Genomic DNA, 22517 nt, shown 5'->3' on the forward strand with positions numbered 1-22517 from the left:
GTCTATGGTAGTGAATTGATGACAACACTACTAGAGTGAAGTTCTTAGTCTAAGAAGTGGCGATCGCTGGTTCACTCATGATGGTAATCAGTTCGGGAATAGCCTGATTTAAGTTACCCGCACCTAAAAACAGTGCCAAATCCCCCGAACATAAGGTTTGCAGTAAAAACTCACTAACCAAAGATAAAGTTTGTTGATAAACCACTTCAGGATTGTGTTTACTAATCGCAGTAGCTAAATCCTGTCCACTCACTTGTCCTAAATCAGGTTCACCCGCACTGTAAATATCCGTCAGCACAACTAAATCAGCATGAGTAAAAGACTCAGCAAACTCTTCTAAAAACGTTAATGTCCGCGTGTAACGATGAGGTTGGAAGATAGCAACTACCCTTTGTCCCGGTCTAGCTTGAAGACGAGCAGCGGCTAAAGTAGCGCTAATTTCGCTAGGATGATGGGCATAATCATCAATAAAAGTCACCCCAGCCGCCTCACCTCGGAACTCAAACCGTCGTCTTGCGCCTTCAAATGTAGCAATACCTTGGGCAATTTCTCCAAATTCTAATCCCAAAACTCTACCCACAGCTACTGCTGCTAGAGAATTGCTGAGGTTATGATGACTCAATAGCTGTAAATTTAACAAACCCAAAGCTTTACCCTTTTCCCATACCAAAGCTGTTGTGCCATCAGCACGATAATCTATATTGGTAACGGTGTAATCAGCACCTTTATCTGGGTAAAGACTATAGGTAATGGTTGGTTTAAACCTATCACGCACTGTCTGACAATCAATGCTACCCACCAAAGTTTTGCAACCTTGAGCAAAGGTTTGGAAGGTATCAACCACCTCTTCCAATGTCTCATAGTGGTCAGGATGATCTAATTCAATATTAGTAATAATACCAATCTCTGGAGCGTGTTTTACCAGAGAACCATCGGACTCATCTGCCTCTGCTACTAAATAACGGCTTGCACCCATTCTAGCATTACCTTCCCAAGCCTTAACTTCACCACCGACCAAAATTGTCGGATCAAGCCCAGCTTGCAATAGCATATAACCAATCATACTACTAGTAGTGGTCTTGCCATGAGTTCCTGCTACAGCAATACTGTAGTAATCAGCAATCAAAGCTGCGAGAACATCAGAACGATGCCAAATGGGGCAACCTAATTCTAGAGCCGCTTTATACTCCAAATTATTAGCATTAATAGCTGTAGAACAAATCACTTGGGGTAAAGCGGTTTTCACAGCAGACAACTTTTCTGGAGAAGTTAACGGTACGGTATTAGCCCTTACTTCTGACAGAAAAAATGCCAAATTATTGGCTTCTTGTTTACTGAAAATGTGAGCGCCCAGGGATTCTAACTTGTGCGTAATATGGTTAGCACGTAAATCTGAACCGGATACTGGCAATTGGCGTTTAGTTAGAACATAAGCCAAAGCAGACATTCCAATCCCACCAATCCCAATGAAATGAAATGGTCTGCCACTAAAATCTATAGAATTACTCATTTTTATTTACCTCTTACACCACACCACACCAGAACCACATAAGACACGCGTATCATAACAGGATTTTGATTGTTACAGATCCTAACTATGCCATCCAAAATATTCATCCCTGCTGAATGATTAAATTTTGACTTTCGTTTTGCTCTGTGAGCCAGATTACCCCCCGGTCGAAAATTCTTGCTGTTTTTAATCTGCCCATAAGATTATTCTGAAAATTTCTGCTACATCGGGAAAGAAAATTGTGTAAATTTAAATACATTTTGTTATGATTGTTTTAGAACTAAGTAGCATGGGCTTAGAGACAGCAACTTGGATCACTTACTAAAAGCCTCTGTCGGAATTGACTACAATAGTACATTGGTAGTGAAATTATTGTTCAATTTATAAAAATCATCATTGGGAATAGGGGGCAGGGGGCAGGGGAAGAATTTTCTTTCTTGTTTTCTTCTTTTCTTCTTTTCTTCCTCCTGACTCCTGACTCCTGACTCCTGACTCCTGATTATAAATTCTGTATTTTTTTGTTGATCTAAAACTTTCTGGTTATAAATAGCCACCCTCTTTGCGATATGATTGGGGTCAACGATATCAACTTATAGGCATAAATACAGAGGGCAAGACACTGTGATTAGAGTTGCAATTAACGGTTTCGGGCGCATTGGACGTAACTTTGCACGCTGCTGGGTGGGCAGAGAAAATAGCAATATCGAACTGGTCGGGATTAATGACACATCCGACCCTAGAACTAATGCTCACCTGCTTAGATATGACTCTATGCTAGGCAAGTTGAAAGGTGTGGATATTAGTGCTGATGATAACTCCATCACAATTAATGGAAATACAATTAAATGCGTATCTGATCGCAACCCAGATAACTTGCCCTGGAAAGAATGGGGAATTGACCTGATTATCGAATCAACAGGTGTTTTTACCAGCAAAGAAGGGGCAATGAGGCACGTAAATGCCGGGGCTAAAAAGGTTTTGATTACAGCCCCTGGTAAAAATGAAGATGGTACTTTTGTCGTCGGTGTAAATCATCATGATTATGACCACAACAAACATAACATCATCAGTAACGCTAGTTGTACAACCAACTGTTTAGCTCCTATTGCCAAGGTATTAGATGAAAAATTTGGTATCATTAAAGGCATAATGACCACTACCCACAGCTACACAGGTGATCAGCGTTTACTAGACGCTTCCCACCGTGATTTGCGTCGGGCTAGAGCAGCAGCTATCAACATTGTTCCCACTTCTACAGGTGCAGCAAAAGCAGTAGCTTTGGTACTTCCTCAGTTGAAGGGTAAGTTAAATGGTGTGGCTTTGCGTGTACCTACCCCTAACGTTTCTATGGTGGATTTTGTAGTGCAAACTGAAAAGCGCACTATTACCGAAGAAGTTAATCAAGCGCTGAAAGAGGCTGCTGAAGGTCCTCTCAAAGGCATTTTGGGTTACACCGAATTGGAACTTGTATCTTCTGACTATCAAGGGACAGATGAATCTTCTGTTGTTGATGCCAGCTTGACTATCGTTATGGGCAATGACATGGTGAAGGTTATGGCATGGTATGACAATGAGTGGGGTTATAGCCAACGTGTTCTTGATTTGGCGGAATTAGTAGCTGAAAAATGGGTTTAATTGTCCTTTGTCAGTTGTCCTTTGTCAGTTGTTTTTTGTTTAAATACTACTGACCACTGACTACTGACTACTGACTAAAATGTTGAAATCCCTGGCTGAGGCTGAGAACTTGGTCGGGGATTTCTGCTTTTTCTTGGTGTAAAATCACGTTTGAGCCTGGGGTAATTGTGCCAATTATGGCGGCACCTGTGCCTAGTTTTTGCACTAATGCTAATGCTGGTTCTGGTGGTAAACACAGGACTAATTCAAAGTCTTCGCCACCGTAGAGGGCATATTCTAATGATTTTTCTGGTGTTAGCCACTCTTCAAAGGCTGATGGTAAGGGGATTTGACTAGATTCTATAACTGCACCGACTTGACTGGCTCGGCAAATTTGTAATACTGCGTCTGCTAAACCGTCACTACTATCCATGCCAACAACGGTAATTTTAGATTTTAGATTTTGGATTTTGGATTGGGATTCTACAATTTTCCACAAAATAGGTAAGACATCTAAACGGGGTTTAGGGCGTTGATGGGCGGTGATTAAGGCTGTCTTGGCTTCAGTTTTGAGGTTTTGACCGATTGAGGGATTTAAGAGTAGTTCTAAGCCTGCACGAGACGCTCCATGTATACCTGTGATCACAATAGCATTTCCTACTTGGGCGATCGCACGACGGATGATGAAGTTGGGGTTGGCTTGACCAAAGGCGGTAATTGCTAAAGTGGTAATGGGCGATCGCACTATATCACCACCTACTATGGGAACATGATATTTTGATAAGCATTTTGTCATACCCTGATATAGTCGCTCTACCCAATTTACAGTCACATCTCCAGGTAAACCTAGTCCCACAGTTATGCCCACCGGAGTTGCCCCCATAGCTGCTAAATCCGACAAATTCGCCGCCGCAGCCCGCCAACCGGCATCCTCTGGAGAGGTGGTAACATCGCTAAAATGCACGCCGTCAATCAGCATATCTGTGGTGACAATTAAAGATTGATTTGGCAAAGTTTCCAATACTGCCGCATCATCACCAATGATATCGGGTGGACAAAAGCGTTGTAATCTTTCTAAAAGACCTTGTTCACCAATATCTCGAACTCGCAGGGAAGATAAATTATTATTCATAATAAAATTTACTGATTACAGAAGTATCTGGTAAGCGTAAAGCTCAGTGGCTTCAGAGAAAGAGATATAAGCGACACGGGCGGTTTTAACCGCCTTTAATCTTGTACTGCTAAATATCTTGACAATCTTACGCCACAACACAAATAGTAGTATAAGATTGGAGGTGGGGATAATGCTAATTTTTGAGTTTAAAGTTTACGGAAAATCAGTTCAGTTAACAGCAATAGATGATGCAATTCGTACTGCCCAATTCGTTCGTAATAGCTGTATTCGGCTATGGATGGATGTTAAAGATACAGGCAAAAATGACTTGCAAAAATATTGTGCTGTACTAGCAGCTAATTTCCCGTTTGCTAATGAACTCAATTCAATGGCGCGACAAGCTAGTGCTGAACGGGCATGGTCTTCTATCTCTCGGTTTTACGATAATTGCAAGAAGAATATTCCTGGTTTAAAGGGATATCCTCAATTTCATAAAGATTGTCGTTCTGTTGAATATAAAACATCAGGATGGGTGCGATTCGTTCTCTCGAAATGGAAACTATCCAAGGATGAGAGGCAATTTCAAATAGTAGATTATAAAACTACTGAAATTGACAACTTAATAATCATGTAGGTGAAAATTCCTACCTCTCTTGGTGAAGAGATGAAAGCATAACCCTACAGTTTGAGACTGATTATCAATGCTGGAGTGCAAGGGTTAAAAGCGGGTAACTACAAGCCCAATGTGGAATCCCTGCAAGCAAAGCTGTACATGGGTAACTAACGTGAAGGTATGCCCGAATCGTCGTTAAAGTTAACCAGCCAAATCAGGCTGATAGGCTGGAGCCAAAAGGCAAAGGATACATGGGGTCAGCGTTTCCATCCACGACTGACATTCACCCTCAATAAACCCGGCGAAGAGTACCACCCTAAATACAGCGTCAAATGATTATTAGGAACGAAATAATCCTCATATTTGCTCTCAGGAAAGGTCGATTCTCCTGAGTAGGTATCAACCGCAAGCATTACGAGGACAGGATTGTCTCAGAAGCAAATGCTCTTGGTAATACAAGAGATAAGCAGACGGAGACGCGACAGTTTGGACGATAAAGCTACCAAATAGAGTTAATAAGTCATGAACACGGCATTACAACCGATGTATGAATGGAAAAATATTCCCTGGCGAAAGCTAGAGAAGAATGTTTTTAAGCTCCAACGGCGGATTTATCAAGCCTCTAATCGTGGTGATGTCAAGACAGTCCATAGACTTCAGCGTCTGTTGATGAAATCCTGGTCTGCAAAATGCCTGGCAGTTCGTCGGGTCACTCAGGACAATCAAGGGAAAAAGACAGCCGGAGTAGACGGAGTAAAATCATTAACTCCTAAACAAAGGCTGACATTAGTTTCCAGTCTTGAGATTAATCAAAAGGTCAATCCAACGAGAAGGGTAAGGATACCTAAACCTGGATCAGCGGAAAAAAGACCACTCGGAATTCCGACAATGAACGATAGGGCATTACAAGCCATAGCCAAAATCGCTTTGGAACCCGAATGGGAAGCCAAATTTGAAGAAAATAGTTATGGTTTTCGACCAGGACGCTCATGTCATGATGCGGTTGCAGCAATATTTAACAGCATTAGGTTCGTACCTAAATACGCCCTTGCTGCTGACATATCAAAATGCTTTGACCAAATCAATCATGAAGCACTTCTAAGGAAAATTGGCACATTCCCCAAACTTAGACGGGTTATTAAAGCCTGGCTTAAATCTGGGGTAGTAGATAATGGAACCCTATTCCCCACAGAAGAAGGAACCCCACAGGGAGGAGTTATTTCCCCTCTTCTTGCCAACATCGCATTGCATGGATTGGAAACCAGAATTAGGGAAAATTATCCTGAATTCACTAAAGTCAACGGGATTAGATACACCAATGGAAGTTGGAAGCCGGAAATCATTAGATACGCCGATGATTTTGTAATTCTCCACCGAGACTTGTCCGTTATCCAAGAGTGCAAACGAATTACTGAGGAATGGCTCAAAGACATGGGTTTAGAATTGAAGCCAAGTAAAACCCGGATTGCCCATACACTTGAAAAAGTAGAAGGCATAGCTGGATTTGAATTCCTAGGATTCAACATCTGCCAACATAAGGCAGGAAAACATAATTCGGCAAAAAATCCCAGGAAACAAATATTAGGCTTTAAAACTATCATCACACCTACAAAGGAAAAGGCAAAGCGTCATTACAAGAAGTTAGTAGAAATCATTGAGGCACATACAGCGTTACCCCAAAACCTCCTAATACAGAAATTAAATCCTGTCATCAGGGGATGGTGTAACTACTATTCAACAGTAGTTAGCCAGGAAACGTTCGATACAGTTGCACACCTGCTATTTAAAAGACTACTTGTATGGGCTTGCCGCAGACACCCAAGGAAGGGCAAGAAATGGGTTGTCAGGAAATACTGGCAAACCCATTGGAATTTTAAAAGTCCAGATGGATGGGAACTGGCAAATCCTGCCAAAACATCCATCAAAAGACACGTAAAAGTAAAAGGAAATTCCAGCCCCTACGATGGAAACTGGGTCTATTGGGCAACCAGGAAGGGAGAACACCCCGAAACGCCAACTAAAGTAGCAACCCTACTTAAAAAGCAAAAGGGAAAATGCCCATGCTGTGGATTATTCTTCAAAACTGACGACCTGCTAGAAATCGACCATATCACCCCAAAATCACTGGGTGGTAAAGACGAATATAAAAACTGGCAGCTATTACACCGTCATTGCCACGATAAGAAAACGTCAGAAGATGGCAGCATCAACGCAAAGGACGTATGGTATCTGTAACAACAGACCAAATTGTTGAGGAGCCGTGTGAGATGAAAATCTCAAGCACGGTTTTGAAGACCAGTCGGAGGGGCGACCGTCCGGCTGAGTTCATCCGGCTTGCTGATAATCGCGGAAATAAAGCGTTTAACTCTACATTGGCTGTGTTTTCGGGAAACTGGGGTGAGAACAAGTAGAAACAAATCGCGGTTGAGTGATTTGTGTGTAGTTACCCTAGAAGATGCAAAGGAATTACAAAATACTTCTGCTGTATTTCAATCACCACCATTATTGATTATCGAAGTGGTTGGTCTAGAATCGGTAAAAAGAGATTATCGTTATAAACGGTCGGAATATGCAGCTTTAGGAGTTCCTGAATATTGGATTGTCGATCCTTTAGAGAATAAGATTTCTGTGTTATTTCTGGAAGAAGGATTATATGAAGATACGGTATTTACTGCTAATCAAAAAATTATATCGCGGACTTTTTCCGAATTGAATATTACAGTTGAGCAGGTATTCAATGCAGGTAATTTGGGATAGTCAGTGTAAATAGTGGGTTAGCTACCCTACAAATCTGAGATATTTTTAAAGGTAACAGAAATGGTTTCTACCATTGGCATCACAGACAGCATTAAAAGTTTGAGTGATTTACAAACTCGTTGTCACTTACACCAAGCAGAAGATGAAAACTTTTTTAATGAATGGTTAACAGACTTACCACAACTCAACCCACAAGAACAATCAGGTGTTAGTCGCATCAAACAGCGTTATGATTATCATCGCCTTGATGGTTTATTATTAGAAGGGACAATTAATCTTTTAGTCGTTTCGCCACTTTTAGAACTTGCAGGTTTTCTAGATTCACCTTACCGAATTCGTTCACCCTATGGCATAAATTTAGAAATTGAAGAACCAGAAGAAACAATTCGCGGTTTTATTGATGTCCTAGTTGTCCAGGGAAAACTTTGGATTTTTGTGGTTGAATCTAAACGAAATAGCATTCCAGTTGTCGCAGCAGTACCGCAGTTATTAGCCTATATGTTAACTACTCCCCACCGGGACAAATCAGTATTTGGTATGGCTACAAATGGTGATGAATTTATATTTATAAAACTAGCTATCACAGACAAACCTGAATACGACGTATCACGCACATTTTCCCTATTTCCCCGCCGACATGAATTAGCTGAAGTGTTGCAAATTTTAAAACGATTAGGAGAATCCATTATAGCTTAAGTAATTAGACAAAAATATTTACAGTCATTGCGAGCGAAGAGAAGCAATCACAACCCTTGGAATTGCTTCATTTCACTTCGTTCCATTCCCAATGACATTGTGTAATTAATTCTGTCTCACTACTTAATTGATCTGAGGGCAAACGCCCCTAAATTCTGTAATCCATGTCCAGCAAGGGTTTCAATTTTTAGTCACAAAACTAAACAATCGTCAAAACCTTGGTCCAGTAAGCATTCTAAAAATAAGCTGCGTTTGCCCTGAATTGATCTGCATCTTTTCCTGAAACCTTTTTGCCATTGCCCAAATTTCATAAGTAGTGAGACAGAATTAATTACACAATGTCATTGCATTAGCGCAGCGTGGCGTTAGCCATCTGGAACGAAGTGAAATGGAGCAATCACAACACTGGCGATTGCTTCCCTTCGCTCGCAATGACTGTAAATATTTTTGTCAAATTACTTAGTACATTTAAATTCTTTGTTATTTTTACTACTATAGCAGTATGCACTTGAGTGAGATGCAGTCAGCAAATTATAAAGCCTGTAGGGGCGCAGGGTCTGCGATCTTGATTGTATTGCATCAAGCGTGATAACAGCTATGAAGGTTCTGGGTATGCGATTATCAATACTCAGAAATTCGTATTGAGCATCAGTCAAATTATTGGGGTATGCTTTACTCATGTTACTCTCAGGGTAAACTGTGACAGAAAAACCACAGTTTACATTGAGAGAGCTTTTTTACAACCTACCCGACGTTTTAAACACCCTCTAATGACAAACATCAAACGTGCGATTAGTCTAGTTTGGCAAAGTTCTCCAAACTGGATGATTGCCAATGTAATTTTTAATGTAATTCAAAGTATATTACCTCTGACATTACTTTACATTATCAAATTAATTGTGGATCGCATTGCTGTCAGTATCAGCATTAACGATAAACAACAGATGTTTGGAGATATTACCTTTCTGCTCATCAATGCTGGGGCAATTGTATTATGGATCAATTTTAATACTGTAATTGCGGAAATATGCTCTACAACCCTATCGCAGAGGGTGACAGACTATATGCAGGTAACGATTTTCCGAAAAGCGATCGCTATTGATCTAGAATCCTACGAAAGCCCTGAAAAACAAGATATTTTGGAACGTGCTAAGTGGGAAGCACCACACCGCCCTACCCGAATGTTAAGCAATTTAACTACTGCTTTTCAAAATATTATCTCTTTGACAGTAATCTCTGGATTATTACTCTCATTAAATTGGGTGATATTTGTAATTTTGTTGGTGGCTTCAATACCGACAATGTTTATTCGCTTTTGGCAATCAAAATTTCTCTACAAATGGCAGCGTCGTCAAACTGAAATAGAACGTAAAGCTAACTACTTTGGACATTTAATACTAGGAGATCAACCTGCAAAGGAGATTAGAATATTCGGTTTAGGTGATGTTTTCATTCAAAGATTTTATCAACTTAGACAACAACTATTTAAAGAGAAACTTGCTATTACAGTCCAACAATCTCTGATGCGATTAATTACACAGGGTTGTACTGGGCTGTTGATGATAGGAACATATCTATTTATTATTCATCAAACAATTTATGGTAAGTTTCAATTGGGTGATTTAGTTTTATATAGTCAAGCATTTCAGAGGGGACAAAATGGACTCAAAGACTTGATTGCTAGTCTAGGCGGACTGCATGAAAATAATTTATTTCTGTCGGATATATTTGATTTCCTGGCTCTCCCAAATGGGATGCATGAAACTATGCAGCCCAAGCCAGTTCCATCTAAAATGCAAAAAGGTATTGTTTTTGAGAATGTGAGCTTTCAACATCAAAATTCGTCTAGGAAGGCAATTAAACAAGTCAATCTGAAAATTTTGCCTCAAGAAGTGGTGGCACTAGTTGGTGAAAATGGATCTGGCAAAACTACCCTAGTGAAATTGTTATGTCGTCTTTATGATGTAACTGGCGGTAGTATTACTATGGATGGGGTTAATATTAAAAATTTTGCAATCAAGGATTTACAGCGTCAGATTAGTGTGATTTTTCAAGATTATACCCGCTATCAATTAACAGCAAAAGATAATATTTGGGTTGGCAATATTGATTTATCACCTAACTCTGAAAAAATTATGGAAGCATCTGAACATTCAGGTGCTGATTCTGTAATTAAAAGTTTGCCCCAAGAATATGAAACTCTCTTAGGAAAATGGTTTCAGGGAGGAGAAGAATTGAGTGGCGGTCAGTGGCAGAAAATTGCCCTTGCTCGTGCTTTTTTGCGAGATGCTCAGTTAGTCATATTAGATGAACCAACCAGTAGTATGGATGCCTATGCAGAGGCGGCGGTATTCCAGAAGTTTCGAGAAATCATGAGCGATCGCGCAGTGCTGCTAATTACCCATCGACTGGCTACTGTGAGAACAGCAGATCGAATTTATGTGTTGCACGAGGGCGAGATTGTTGAAAGTGGAACTCACGATCAACTCATGTCTCTCAATGGTAAATATGCTGATTTATTTACAACCCAATCTAAAAATTATCAATAATATATAAGTAGGTGAACACAATAAAACCAAACTGTGTAAAAAAACGTAAAATCGCCCAAACCCTCTTCACTCTTGCCTTTTGCCTTGCCACAACGACAATTTTCAACGCCAACCTACTTACCACTTGGCGCTATCCTGAAATCAGATTTTTTTGTATTAGGAAATCATGTATAAAATAGTATCTGAAACTCATAAAAATACTTTATCTCCGGAAGTGATCGCTTTAGTTACTTGTCTCAAGTTCCATTTTCACACCACGACTGTTAACGCAGTTATGGACTTACTAACAGATGATCTCAATTGGTCTAAATTGATAGAAATTAGCATCGCTCAGGGTGTAATGCCTCTGCTGTATAAAAGTCTGAAAGAAATTGATGATGTCCCGCCCTCGGTAATGCGGCAACTGCAAACACTCAATCGCATGAATGGATTGAATAACTTATCTCAAACTAAAGAACTGTTAAGGATTTTGACGCAATTAGAAAAGTCAGGAATTGAGGCGATCGCTTTTAAGGGAGCAGCACTGGCAGCATCAGCTTATGGGAATCTGACTTTGCGCCAGTTTAATGATCTTGATATTTTGGTGCAGCGACGGGACTTTTGGCAAGCCAAAGCAGTTTTAATTAGTCAAGGCTATCAGTCTAATTTTTTAGAAGAGGCTGAAATTGATGCCTTCGAGACAAGTTTGCAAATATCTCTGTCTTACAAAGCCCCGGAAGCAGAGATGTTTAACGCCAGATTTGAGCCATCATTACTGCATAGCAACCTAGAACGTAGTATTGATTTACATTGGGGTATTCCACCTAGACGGACTTGGAACCCGAACCATTACGATCGCCTTTGGGAATATTGTCAGCCCATGACACTCATGGGTCAATCTATCAAAAGTTTCATTCCAGAAATAGCATTAATTATTCAAAGTGTTAATATTGCCAAGGATTATGAGTGGTTGCAATCGCTTAAACAAATTTGTGATCTTGCCCAAGTGATCCAAGCATATCCGGATTTAGATTGGCACTTAACTTTGCGACTATCTTCAGAGTTGCGGTGTGAGAAACTATTTTTACTGGGAATCTACATAACCCAAAATCTCTTCAATATTTCTGTACCAGATTATATTGTATCAAAATTTATTCAGATTAAATTACTGGACACACAAATCGGACTGTTCAATTCTCTAGAGAGTAAGACAGATAGCACTTTATACCAAGCGTTTTATGAAAGTAGATTTATATCTACTATCCGCAGTTTGTATTTAGGATATATCTCACCATTAAAAACACTAGATAGTTCATTAAATCGTTCGTGGCTTAATGAAGCCGTTTCAATGAGTTTATTATATCTGTATTTTCTGATGAAGAGATTATGTGTACCGAATGAACACGATCATGAATTTTTAAGACTTCCTCAGCAATTATTTTTTCTGTATTACTTTGTTCGTCCCATCCGCATATTATGGAAATACACTTTGCAAGAAATATATGAATCTGGAACTAAACAAAAACAATAACCAAGACAACCCAGCACTAACCAAATTTAAATTAGGAAATGCTTGGCAACTGCGCGGTGACTTGGAAAATGCCTTCGCTCGCTATCAGGAAACCTTAATACTGAAACCAGACTTTTTGCCTGCCTATGAACAATTGGGCAATGTAATGCTCAAGCAACGACGGACAGCAGAAGCGATGGATTACTATGAACAAGCTTTAGCTATTGACTTTGATGCCACTGATCTTTCTTTTTATTATCAATCTTTGGGCTGGCGAAAACCCAGCAATTCCACACAAATTATTCCAGATAAAAAAGCAGAAAATCTTTATTTTCCTACTGAAAAACTACAAGGTATAGCCAGAGGAAAAATTAATCTCGGACAACAAAGAGTTTTTGCTCCTCATCGTAGTGGTTGGAATTTTGCAATTCAAGCGCTAAGTTCTTTACACAATCCCCAAGGTATTTTGTTTGATGGCTTCCTAGAAGATCAATTTCTCTTTCAACATCATCACATCGGTCAGCGATCGCCCCGGATCTTAGCAAAAATGCAGGCTGATGGAGTTTTCCAGAGTTTAGCGAACTCAGAAGAAAAAGGCATTGTCCCTTATAAAACTCCTTGGGTGGGATTTCTGCACAACCCCCACCAGATGCCCATCTGGTTCCATTATCACAGATCGCCCCAAAAAATATTTGAGAAGCAAATTTGGCAAGATAGTTTGCCTCACTGCGTGGGATTATTTGCACTATCTCACTATTATGGTGATTGGCTGCGGAAAGAAACAGGTAAACCGGTTTCGGTATTAATCCATCCCACTGAGATTCCCGAAAAACAATTTGATTTTCATCAATTTCTCGCCAATCCTCAGAAAAAAGTAGTACAGATTGGTTGGTGGTTGCGGAAGTTACATTCAATTTATCAATTACCTCTAGCTAAAGGTAACTCTCTTGGTTACGAAAAGGTGAGATTAGGTTTTTTGTTTGAATCATCAGAAACAATATTAGCTCAACTAATGAAAATAGAGGAGAGGATTTATAAAATTCAAGTTGATCCAGCTTATCTTGAGAATACAACTGTTATTAAACATATTCCCGACGATGCCTATGATGATCTGCTCTCGATGAATATCGCCTTTGTGGATTTGTATGACTCTAGTGCAAATAATGCCATTATTGAATGTATTGCTCGTGCCACACCACTGCTAGTTAATCCTATTCCTAGTGTAATAGAATATCTAGGCGAAGACTATCCGATGTATTTCCATACCCTAGAAGAAGCAGCAGAAAAAGCATTGGATATGGCACTCATTTTAGAAACTCATGAATATCTCAAGTCCTGCGAAACTCGTGATCAACTATCAGCAAATTATTTTCTAGATAGCTTTTGTAATAGTGAAGTATATAAATCAATATGATGAATTTACCTTTAGTTAGTGTTATTATTCCCTGCTATAACCGAGAGCGCTATTTAGCCGAAGCTATCGAAAGTGTTCTAGACCAAACCTATACCCACATTGAGTTGATTGTGATTGATGATGGATCGAGCGATCGCAGTGGCGAAATAGCCCAAAGCTATCCCCTGAAATATCACTATCAAACCAATGGTGGCATCGGTGCTGCTAGAAATACAGGAATTGCAATGGCAAGCGGTGAGTTTTTATCCTTTCTCGACTCCGATGACATTTGGGTTAAGGACAAACTAGCAAAACAAATGGCGATCTTTGATACTAATCTAGATATAGAAGCAGTCTTTGGCTATGCTCAAAATTTTTATAGCCCAGAACTAGATGAAAACTTCAGAAACAGGATTCGCTGCCCAGAACAACCAATCGCGGCGCATCTATCTAGTGCAATATTAATCAAGCCATCGGCTTTCTTGAGAGTGGGAAACTTTGACACCAATCTCAAAACAGGTATTGATATAAGTTGGTATATCTCGGCGATGGAACATCAACTGCAACAAATTACAATTCCAGATGTGGTCTATTACCGCCGACTACATGAAAGCAATAGTGGAATTACAGAACGTCAATACGCAAATCAACAACTGCACCTAATCAAAGCCAAGCTAGATCGAGAACGTGCAGAACAGAGAGTTTTAAACGAAGAATCTTGAGGGGCGACAGCACTACTACCGCAGGGCGGAAGTCAAAAGTCAAAAGTCAAAAGTCAAAAGTCAAAACGAAGACAGTATAGGCTTTTTAACGATTTAGAATGGTTGGTTTATTTACGCCGTGTTGTACTACTATGTTTGACTTTTTGAGAACCCGTCAATCAACAACATCGACAACAAAGAAATTGATTTTATTAACCGGTGCGGCTGGGAACATTGGCACATCTCTACAGCATGAACTGGATAATGATTATGAATTTCGCTTAACCCAACAAAGCAGGAAATAGACAAGGTATTGTCTATAAAATAGATTAGCTCATTCAGGTTGGCGCGATTGACGAGCGATCGATTGCTTGATCATTTTAAACATCTCAGATTTGCAAGATCCTGCCATCAGCCATGATAAATTAGAGCCATGAAATCGTCTTAATGTCAGGATTTCATTGATATTAAACATGGGAATTTTCGCATCTTTGGCTCGCCATAGCCATTCTGTATCCTGGCTGACAGGATAATCAACAGAAAAATCTCCAACTTGACTAAAAACAGATTTGTGAACCACCATTGTGCTAGGAATGATCACTGTCACCTCTTCCCAATTGGGATCATCTCTCAGCCAAGGGGGAAGTTGAGTATCTGACTCTAAGAAATTTATCGCCTTTGTACCTGTGATCCCAATATAAGGATTTTCCAGCATATAGGCAATTTGAAGACTGAGTTTATCAGGTTTCCACAGATCATCTGCGTCCAGAAAAGCAATATATTCACCCTTTGCAGCGGCGATCGCCACATTACGAGCGACGGATACACCTTGATTTGATTGATAAAAATATTGTACTTCTGGATAACCACGCACAATTTCAGCACTGTTGTCTGTTGAGCCATCATCCACAACAATGACTTCGATTGGGTGATAGGTTTGAGCAAATACGCTGTTAAGTGTTGCGCCTATATAATTAGCGTAATTATATACAGGGATAATGACAGTAACTAAAGGTAAATTATTCATTAATGCCCAAAAACTGTTAGGATACGAATCTCAAGATAATGCTAAAATTCTGTTGAAAGATGTTTAATTCTATGAATGAATAAAATAGATTAGCTCATCGAGCTTGGGTTTTACGAGCGATCGATTCCTTCATAATTCTCCACCTCCGATGTGTTAGAGTTCCTGCCATCAGCCATGATAGATTGGAGCTAGTGTGTTAATTTTGACAGACAAACCAGAAATTTCCTTCATGCAGAAAGTGTGATAGAAAAAAGAATCCCTGAAAGCCTGAAACCTTAAATCCGCAAATATTTCTGACACGGAACTTGCATGAAGTCTTACGGGTAAAGGATTCACAGAATTAACACACTAGATTGGAGCCGTGAAATCGTCTTAATGTTAGGATTTCATTGATCTTAAACATGGGGATCTTTGCATCTTTAGCTCGCCATTGCCATTCTGTATCCTCGCTGGCACGATAATCAGGAGAGAAAACCCCGATTTGACTAAAAACAGATTTGTGAACCACTATTGTGCTAGGAATGATGGCTGTTTCTTCTTCCCAAGTGGGATTATTTTTCAGCCAAGGGGGAAGTTGAGTATCTGATTCTAAGAAATTTATCGCCTTTGTACCTGTAATCCCAATATGAGGATTTTCCAGCATATAGGCAATTTGAAGACTGAGTTTATCAGGTTTCCACAGATCATCTGCATCCAAAAATGCGATAAATTCACCTTTAGCAGCAGCGATCGCCACATTGCGAGCAACTGACACACCTTGATTTGATTGATAAAAATACTGTACTTCTGGATAACCACGTACAATGTCAGCACTGTTGTCTGTTGAGCCATCATCCACAACAATGACTTCGATTGGGCAATAGGTTTGAGCAAATACACTATCAAGTGTTGCGCCTATATAATTGGCGTAATTATATACAGGGATAATGACAGTTACTAAAGGTAAATTATTCATTAATGCCCAAAAACTGTTAGGATACAAATGTCAAGATAATACCAAAAATCTGCTCACAGATATTTAAGAGTAACCAAACTAGTAAACACTCTGATGTAACCAATACATTTCCCAAGGTTTATCCCGATTAAATGGATTTTTAGCGCGTTGATAGCCATTGGATTCTAATAACTGAGAAATGGGTAAACGGATAGAACCATCACATTCCAAACTCAGAGCTAGAAAGACATAAGACTCAAAGGGGAAAACTTCTAAAACATCCAATTCACTGCCCTCAATATCAAAAGCAGCATAATCAATCACTTGAGGAGCATGATATTTTTTAAGCAGCACCTCTAAGGTTACTGCCTCCTTTTTAACTTCTTTGCCTTTAGCGACAACCTCTTTCCCCTGATACTTAACTGTTTCTAAGTTCGATTTGATGCCGCTTAAATAAGGGCTAACCGTCTCATCGCTGCCTTCGATAAAAGTTACAGTTCCTACTTGATTGGATAAGCAGACTTGCTCACAAATACTATTGGGACGATTGCGAACCAATTGCTCAAAAAAGTAATCACTCGGTTCAACACAAATTCCTTTCCATCCAAACTCTTTCTCAAGGACATAACAACTACTTACTTCTCTACCATTCGCTGCTCCAACCTCTAAGAAATAACCGTCCTGTTTATTGGGAAAGACATATTCAGCAATCCATCGATCATTATTGGTTTCGTTATAGTATTGCCTTTGGGCAGGAAGAATTGTCGGTACAAATCTAGTTAAGCCCTCAATCATTTTTCGCCGTAGATACCCCATTTTATAGACTTCTCTTTTAAGTTTAAGTTACCCAGATTTAAATTTGCGATAGTAGACGTAGAATTACATCGGGAATTTGTACCATATCTGTGCCAAGTTCCAAAACATAACAAGGAACTTGTCTAACTAAATTTGACATGATTTTTAATGCTGTTTGTCCACTACCAGCTAATTGAAAGATGCTACTAGGAGCTAGGGCGCGTAAGGCTAATCCCCCACTGATAGGACGGATGTCGGTATCTGATTTCCCGGTAATTTGGGGAACTAAAACCGCTTTAATCGGAAATCCTAGTACAACTTTTTGCGGATGGTGTTGATGTAAAAATAGCATTGCTTTTTCATTCTCTAAGCGATCGCAATTATCAATGAGATCCGCTAAATGGGGAAATCGTTCTAGATCCGCTTGTCCTCTTAATTTGGCGGTGTTGTAAAGGCTATAAACATAGGGCTTGGGATCAGTGGAAAGTAAACAATAATCATCACTGGCATAGAGGAGTGAACTATTAATACAAGTTAGGGAAGTAGAGGATTTACCAGAACCACCTTTTCCTGCAATTAAAACTCCCCCATCCAGATTACCGATCGCCCCTGCATGAACATATTGATGTTGGAGATCGCTTGTCCACCAATTCAAAATGGTTTGCAGAGGAGATCCTTTTTCCCAATAAGGAATATCTTTAGCATCATCAATCCAATAACAAGCTAAATTCTGTTCTCGATCTAGGACACTGAGAATATTCGGACCGATATGAAAATTGGAACGAATGCGATCGCCATCATAGGCTTTGATCTCTTTGCGTGGACCGAGATAATCTGCCCAATGTCTTCTAATTAGGGATAACAGGCTATCAATTAATAATGGCAATTGTGTTTTAGTTGAGGTATTATCCCATAAGCAAATCGTTAGATGGGGCTGGGGAACTGGGGCTATCGCCAAATGGGACAATGCAGGGGTAATCTGGGGAATCAGCCCCTCTCCTGCAAACCTTAGACAGAGATTATACTTACCGATGGTATAAAAATATTGCACCTCGCCAGCAATCTGAGCGGCTCTTTCAAAGCCTGTATATACCAGTTGGAAATAAGCAAGGCGATCGCTCTCAGCAATACTCAGATCAGGGTTAGGGTACATAAAAATCACTGAAATCTAGTTAAGAAACAATTACTTTGAAAGAGTCAACAGTTGTAGCGATTGCACAATGGTTGAACGCATCAGAGAACGGCGATCACCGGACAAAACTCGATACTTTAGCCACTCCATATTGGCGATCGGCATTTGCCAGAGAGCCGGCCATACCCACGTTGGTAATTCTAATGCAACTAACTGCTGCAAAAGCCGCAACATATTCTGCACAGGCAAGATCATTTGATATCGTTGTGCTTGTGTGATCAACCTGATCCAATCGTTGTTTGGGAGATTCGCAATTAACAGGAAAGCATCTGCAATCCTGTGTATTTGTGGATTCGATGATTTGGGCAATCGCTGTCTAAAAAACATTCGCGCGCATCCATCCAGGAACTGATCCGTTGGACTCAGATGCCAACCTGCTTCATTGCTCCAATCCGCAGTCGCATAATGCCACACCTGCCCATCTGTATAGTCTTGGGGAATTGCCCAAAACAGATGTCCTTGCAAATAAAGCGGTAAATTCAGCGATGAATCACAATTGTTGCGTAATTCCCTAAATTGTTGGGTAGTCCCATCAACGCTATGCCAATTAAGCGAGATCAAATGCTCGATTGCTGTCTCTAAATAATTGCCATCAACCAAGAGATGGAAGCTAGAAATTGATCGATAATTCTCAATTTTATTTTTACCTATCCCACCCCAAGCAGCATCCCCCAGCACAATCGCCTCAATACCAATATCCTTTAAACTAGACAATATTGCTTTTAGGGACTTGAGCTTCAATTGATTAGCATACCAATTGCGGCGATAGATCCCCTTTAGCCTGGACATCTCAGTGTCATCAACGCCATGAGCTAATAAATTTTGGTAAAGTTGTGGCAGCAATGAATAGGAACTAGCATCTAAAGTTTCTATATCAACTGAATCGCGCCAATCTTGCCAAGCCGTTAACATTGCCTGCTCTTTTAACAGTGTGGCTTTGAGTAATTGTTTGTGCGACAGTTCTAGTCGATAACTATCAAAGTAAGCCAGGCGAAGCCCTTGGCGGGCGGCTACGCCATCGAGCAAGTCTAAATTCATGTAAAATCAATATATTGTATTCATTAAAATACTGTAGCCAATTTTCCAAACTAGGTCTGAAATCCAATAAAATCGTGACTATATCAATAGGATTTCAGGGTTTTGGTTACAGTATTGCACTATGAAACTGGTTTCACATTTGGCCATCCAGCATCTACATCTATTTCATGAATAGGATCGAGTAAAAGTAAATCTTCCATATCTGTGAACTTCTCTAAAATCGGTTTCTCAAATTTGGGCTTTTCATTACCGGTAGCTGATTCCTGATGATTAATAGCTCCAGGTGTAATAATAATGGTATTAGCAATAATTAAGTCTTCATGTTGCAATTTATCCAGAAATTCATCAACTGCCGCAGTTATCTCTTCGATACTGCCATCATACTTTTTTCCAATTTCTTGGATCATACTCTGCGAATCAAGATGACCTTCGATACAACTCCACAAATCTGCACCAGTTTTTAGCAGACTGTAATAGTAACCCCGATCGATATTAACAACTATAACTTCTCCATCAATAGTTTCAGAAACAATTTTAGGACTATTGACTTGAAATACTTGGTTTTTATCCATATAAATGCCTACAATTTGATTATTTTTTTTAGAGTATAACCCAAATTTTTAGGGGTAAAGCATCTAATTTTTTTTGACAAAATTAGGACTTACGCATTGACAGAATAACAAAATAGTGCATTGATGAATAAGGGTCGTCTAGTAAGTAACCGTTCACGGGGGGTACAAAAAACGCTCTATATGAAATTCCACGAAAACAGCATGAAAAACGTTATAGATTTGATTTTTTTAGGTCATTTAAAATTCGCAAAATCTCTATATCGGTTTGCAAATCCTTTTCTAGCCAATTTAAGAACCATTCGTTAATATGTCAAGTTGCCTGAAAAACCCAACAGACAAAGCTTTCAGGTTTTTTAATAACTTCTCACCCCCTGTGAACGGTTAAGTTTGTAGTTGGCACTTTAGTAATCAAGCACCAACTACGAACAATAATTAATTAAGCTGCTTGAGGCTGAACTAAATTTTCTATGCCTTGAATAACAGTTGCAGATTCAATTTTGTCACCAGCTTTGAGTTTATCTAAAATCTCTCTCCCTTCAGTCAGATAACCAAACACAGCATAACGACCATCTAAAAGATTACGTCCTGCGGGAGTAAGTTCTGGTTCAAACAAAAAGAAGAAAATTTGCGAAGAACCACCATTAGCTTCATTTTCTGGACGTGCCATAACTAACGCACCAAAAGACGAAAACGGTAAAACAGGCATATCTAAATAACGCCCAGCTTCTTCGAGAGTAATACCGTAGGTTGGTTCTTTTTCGCCCTTGACCAAAATTTCTAAAGGAACAGCCCGATATTTGCCAGTTTGAGGATCAATAAAACCGACTTCCTTACCTACAGGATCTCCGGTTTGGAGAAAGTAAGATTCTTCCGAACGGGTGAATTCTAAACCGTTATAAAAACCTCTTTGTACCAAATCAACAAAATTACCAGCAGTCACGGGAGCGCTATAGCCATCTACAACTACACTCAAATCACCTTTATTAGTTTTGAAAGCAATCCTAGCGCGTCCCTTCAGTTGGGGTAAGTTACTATACTCAGCCGGAACTTCAAAGGGGAATTTTGTCACCATTGATTCTTCTAACAAGCTGACAAGATTGAGTAATTTAGCTCTTCCGTCAAGAATGGGTTCTTTTTGTTTAGTTTTAACCACTTCTTGCAGTTCTATGATACCAGATTTCAATTCAGTCATCCAAGCTTCGGCTTGAGGTTGGCGTTCTTCCGGAACGCTTGCTAATATTTGGGAAGGTTTATCGAGTATCCGCAATGCCTGCTTGAGGTCATTATTAACTGCACCCCATCGTTTATTTGCCCGCAGTTGGTTAGAAATATCCTCTAAACTGGCTTGCAGTTTACGGACAGGTTGATTATCTATCGGCAGTGCATAGCGCAACAAAGCCTTACCGTCGGTAATTGCGTTTCCTGCTGGTAAGCCAGCGTTACTAGCGGGAGTCCACCCAGCCGTACTTATGCCTAAAAATATTGTTAATAGCAATATTTTTAGGCTGTTCTTCACCCAGGACTTAAATAAGTTCAACATGAAATTTCCCTTTCTTCAGCATCAAAGTGTTGACTGGAAGTAACTTATTGATTATCTTCCCACATTGGGGGACTGGGGATGGAGGAGGCAGGGGAAGTAGGGGAAGTAGGGGAAGTAGGGGAAGTAGGGGAAGTAGGGGAAGTAGGGGAAGAAATATTAATTTTGCCTGTTCCCTCTTCCCTGTTTCCTCTTCCCTGACAAATAACAACTGACAAATAACAACTAACCAATTATGACGCTGGAAGGGTACAATAAATGCCGATTGTCTTGCAAAATTTGAAAGTTTCATGATCTCTAGTAACGACTTTCGACCTGGTGTTTCAATTGTATTAGATGGTTCGGTTTGGCGCGTGGTAGATTTCCTTCACGTTAAGCCAGGCAAGGGTTCTGCCTTCGTGCGGACAACACTGAAAAACGTCCAAACTGGCAAACAGTTAGAAAAAACTTTTCGGGCTGGAGAAAGCGTTCCCCAGGCAACTTTGGAAAAAGTGACGATGCAACATACCTATAAAGAAGGCGATGAGTTTATCTTTATGGATATGGAAACCTATGAGGAAGGTAGATTAACTTCAGCGCAAATTGGCGATCGCGTCAAGTACCTCAAAGATGGTATGGAAGTTAACGTGATTCGCTGGGGCGAACAAGTCCTAGAAGTAGAACTACCTAATTCTGTAGTTTTGGAAATTGTGCAAACAGATCCCGGTGTCAAAGGTGATACTGCTACAGGTGGTACTAAACCCGCAATCCTGGAAACTGGGGCAACTATCATGGTTCCTTTGTTTATTGCCCAAGGGGAACGGATTAAGATTGATACCAGAGAAGATAAGTATTTAGGCAGGGAATAATTTTCCTATTTTTTTGATACCAATTTGGAATAGTGAGGAATACAGCAAAAGTCAGCAATTAGGAGTCAGCGTCAGGAGTAAAACCCTGTTGTGGCATAAGTTTAATTCATGTCAATTGAGTTCTTGATTACCTGGAAA

General features: G+C 39.9%; 17 protein-coding genes and 2 pseudogenes. 10 read left to right on the forward strand and 9 right to left on the reverse strand.

What is annotated here, in order from left to right; genetic code table 11:
* Positions 1 to 49: 49 nt before the first annotated feature.
* The gene (gene murC / locus NG743_RS06450; RefSeq protein ID WP_257121714.1) at positions 50 to 1510 is read right to left on the reverse strand and encodes a UDP-N-acetylmuramate--L-alanine ligase; all 1461 of its coding nucleotides are present in this window, start codon (positions 1508 to 1510) and stop codon (positions 50 to 52) included.
* Between the two features lie 621 nt (positions 1511 to 2131).
* Here murC and NG743_RS06455 point away from each other — a divergent pair.
* On the forward strand, positions 2132 to 3145 hold the full coding sequence (locus NG743_RS06455; RefSeq protein ID WP_027404344.1) for a type I glyceraldehyde-3-phosphate dehydrogenase: 1014 nt from the start codon (positions 2132 to 2134) through the stop codon (positions 3143 to 3145).
* Between the two features lie 67 nt (positions 3146 to 3212).
* Here NG743_RS06455 and thiL read toward each other — a convergent pair whose 3' ends face one another.
* On the reverse strand, positions 3213 to 4256 hold the full coding sequence (thiL, locus tag NG743_RS06460; protein ID WP_027404343.1) for a thiamine-phosphate kinase: 1044 nt from the start codon (positions 4254 to 4256) through the stop codon (positions 3213 to 3215).
* A 172-nt stretch (positions 4257 to 4428) separates the two neighbouring features.
* Between thiL and NG743_RS06465 the strand changes: the two are divergent.
* From NG743_RS06465 to NG743_RS06500, 8 genes and pseudogenes are all read left to right on the forward strand, one after another.
* Positions 4429 to 4839, forward strand: a pseudogene (locus NG743_RS06465) (RNA-guided endonuclease TnpB family protein); the annotation flags it as partial.
* A gap of 534 nt (positions 4840 to 5373) precedes the next feature.
* Positions 5374 to 7086, forward strand: coding sequence for a group II intron reverse transcriptase/maturase (gene ltrA, locus NG743_RS06470; protein ID WP_257121715.1), 1713 nt, complete (start codon positions 5374 to 5376; stop codon positions 7084 to 7086).
* A 111-nt stretch (positions 7087 to 7197) separates the two neighbouring features.
* Positions 7198 to 7608, forward strand: a pseudogene (locus NG743_RS06475) (Uma2 family endonuclease); the annotation flags it as partial.
* A 60-nt stretch (positions 7609 to 7668) separates the two neighbouring features.
* Positions 7669 to 8304 carry a type I restriction endonuclease subunit R gene (locus NG743_RS06480; RefSeq protein WP_027404342.1) on the forward strand — a complete coding sequence of 212 codons (636 nt, stop codon included), beginning with the start codon at positions 7669 to 7671 and terminating at the stop codon, positions 8302 to 8304.
* A 770-nt stretch (positions 8305 to 9074) separates the two neighbouring features.
* Positions 9075 to 10853, forward strand: coding sequence for an ABC transporter ATP-binding protein (locus NG743_RS06485; protein ID WP_193961891.1), 1779 nt, complete (start codon positions 9075 to 9077; stop codon positions 10851 to 10853).
* 166 nt (positions 10854 to 11019) lie between these two features.
* Entirely contained in the window at positions 11020 to 12363 is a 1344-nt protein-coding gene (locus tag NG743_RS06490; RefSeq protein ID WP_257121716.1) for a nucleotidyltransferase domain-containing protein, read from the forward strand.
* Entirely contained in the window at positions 12335 to 13756 is a 1422-nt protein-coding gene (locus tag NG743_RS06495) for a tetratricopeptide repeat protein (protein ID WP_257121717.1), read from the forward strand. The genes NG743_RS06490 and NG743_RS06495 overlap by 29 nt, the downstream gene beginning before the upstream one ends.
* Entirely contained in the window at positions 13753 to 14457 is a 705-nt protein-coding gene (locus NG743_RS06500) for a glycosyltransferase family 2 protein (protein WP_257121718.1), read from the forward strand. The genes NG743_RS06495 and NG743_RS06500 overlap by 4 nt, the downstream gene beginning before the upstream one ends.
* 313 nt (positions 14458 to 14770) lie before the next feature.
* Here NG743_RS06500 and NG743_RS06505 read toward each other — a convergent pair whose 3' ends face one another.
* The 7 genes from NG743_RS06505 to NG743_RS06535 all read right to left on the reverse strand — a co-directional run bounded on the left by NG743_RS06505 (position 14771) and on the right by NG743_RS06535 (position 21534).
* Positions 14771 to 15463, reverse strand: coding sequence for a glycosyltransferase family 2 protein (locus NG743_RS06505; protein ID WP_257121719.1), 693 nt, complete (start codon positions 15461 to 15463; stop codon positions 14771 to 14773).
* A 340-nt stretch (positions 15464 to 15803) separates the two neighbouring features.
* Entirely contained in the window at positions 15804 to 16418 is a 615-nt protein-coding gene (locus NG743_RS06510; RefSeq protein ID WP_257121720.1) for a glycosyltransferase family 2 protein, read from the reverse strand.
* A 78-nt stretch (positions 16419 to 16496) separates the two neighbouring features.
* Complete coding sequence (locus tag NG743_RS06515; RefSeq protein WP_257121721.1) at positions 16497 to 17213, reverse strand: FkbM family methyltransferase; 717 nt, start codon at positions 17211 to 17213, stop codon at positions 16497 to 16499.
* 37 nt (positions 17214 to 17250) lie between these two features.
* Positions 17251 to 18345 carry a phosphoenolpyruvate carboxykinase (ATP) gene (locus NG743_RS06520; RefSeq protein ID WP_257121722.1) on the reverse strand — a complete coding sequence of 365 codons (1095 nt, stop codon included), beginning with the start codon at positions 18343 to 18345 and terminating at the stop codon, positions 17251 to 17253.
* Positions 18346 to 18375: 30 nt separating this feature from the next.
* Positions 18376 to 19422 carry a nucleotidyltransferase family protein gene (locus NG743_RS06525; RefSeq protein ID WP_257121723.1) on the reverse strand — a complete coding sequence of 349 codons (1047 nt, stop codon included), beginning with the start codon at positions 19420 to 19422 and terminating at the stop codon, positions 18376 to 18378.
* A 119-nt stretch (positions 19423 to 19541) separates the two neighbouring features.
* Positions 19542 to 19994 carry a PqqD family protein gene (locus NG743_RS06530; RefSeq protein ID WP_257121724.1) on the reverse strand — a complete coding sequence of 151 codons (453 nt, stop codon included), beginning with the start codon at positions 19992 to 19994 and terminating at the stop codon, positions 19542 to 19544.
* Between the two features lie 436 nt (positions 19995 to 20430).
* Positions 20431 to 21534: a peptidylprolyl isomerase gene (locus NG743_RS06535; protein ID WP_257121725.1), complete on the reverse strand. Its 1104-nt coding sequence runs from the start codon at positions 21532 to 21534 to the stop codon at positions 20431 to 20433.
* Positions 21535 to 21821: 287 nt separating this feature from the next.
* On the opposite strand from NG743_RS06535, the gene efp reads away from it, so the two are divergent.
* Positions 21822 to 22379: an elongation factor P gene (efp, locus tag NG743_RS06540; RefSeq protein WP_193964979.1), complete on the forward strand. Its 558-nt coding sequence runs from the start codon at positions 21822 to 21824 to the stop codon at positions 22377 to 22379.
* Positions 22380 to 22517: the final 138 nt, after the last annotated feature.

The sequence above is a fragment of the Dolichospermum heterosporum TAC447 genome, assembly GCF_024584745.1.
GTDB classification, from domain to species: Bacteria; Cyanobacteriota; Cyanobacteriia; order Cyanobacteriales; family Nostocaceae; genus Dolichospermum; species Dolichospermum heterosporum.

Bases quoted from the DNA above. Each gene is read 5' to 3' on its own strand.
- ltrA (WP_257121715.1), top strand. From the start codon at position 5,374: ATGAACACGGCATTACAACCGATGTATGAATGGAAAAATATTCCCTGG.
- NG743_RS06535 (WP_257121725.1), bottom strand. From the start codon at position 21,534: ATGTTGAACTTATTTAAGTCCTGGGTGAAGAACAGCCTAAAAATATTG.
- NG743_RS06485 (WP_193961891.1), top strand. From the start codon at position 9,075: ATGACAAACATCAAACGTGCGATTAGTCTAGTTTGGCAAAGTTCTCCA.
- NG743_RS06495 (WP_257121717.1), top strand. From the start codon at position 12,335: ATGAATCTGGAACTAAACAAAAACAATAACCAAGACAACCCAGCACTA.
- NG743_RS06520 (WP_257121722.1), bottom strand. From the start codon at position 18,345: ATGTACCCTAACCCTGATCTGAGTATTGCTGAGAGCGATCGCCTTGCT.
- NG743_RS06500 (WP_257121718.1), top strand. From the start codon at position 13,753: ATGATGAATTTACCTTTAGTTAGTGTTATTATTCCCTGCTATAACCGA.
- NG743_RS06515 (WP_257121721.1), bottom strand. From the start codon at position 17,213: ATGGGGTATCTACGGCGAAAAATGATTGAGGGCTTAACTAGATTTGTA.
- NG743_RS06530 (WP_257121724.1), bottom strand. From the start codon at position 19,994: ATGGATAAAAACCAAGTATTTCAAGTCAATAGTCCTAAAATTGTTTCT.
- efp (WP_193964979.1), top strand. From the start codon at position 21,822: ATGATCTCTAGTAACGACTTTCGACCTGGTGTTTCAATTGTATTAGAT.
- murC (WP_257121714.1), bottom strand. From the start codon at position 1,510: ATGAGTAATTCTATAGATTTTAGTGGCAGACCATTTCATTTCATTGGG.
- NG743_RS06480 (WP_027404342.1), top strand. From the start codon at position 7,669: ATGGTTTCTACCATTGGCATCACAGACAGCATTAAAAGTTTGAGTGAT.
- thiL (WP_027404343.1), bottom strand. From the start codon at position 4,256: ATGAATAATAATTTATCTTCCCTGCGAGTTCGAGATATTGGTGAACAA.
- NG743_RS06510 (WP_257121720.1), bottom strand. From the start codon at position 16,418: ATGAATAATTTACCTTTAGTAACTGTCATTATCCCTGTATATAATTAC.
- NG743_RS06490 (WP_257121716.1), top strand. From the start codon at position 11,020: ATGTATAAAATAGTATCTGAAACTCATAAAAATACTTTATCTCCGGAA.
- NG743_RS06525 (WP_257121723.1), bottom strand. From the start codon at position 19,422: ATGAATTTAGACTTGCTCGATGGCGTAGCCGCCCGCCAAGGGCTTCGC.
- NG743_RS06505 (WP_257121719.1), bottom strand. From the start codon at position 15,463: ATGAATAATTTACCTTTAGTTACTGTCATTATCCCTGTATATAATTAC.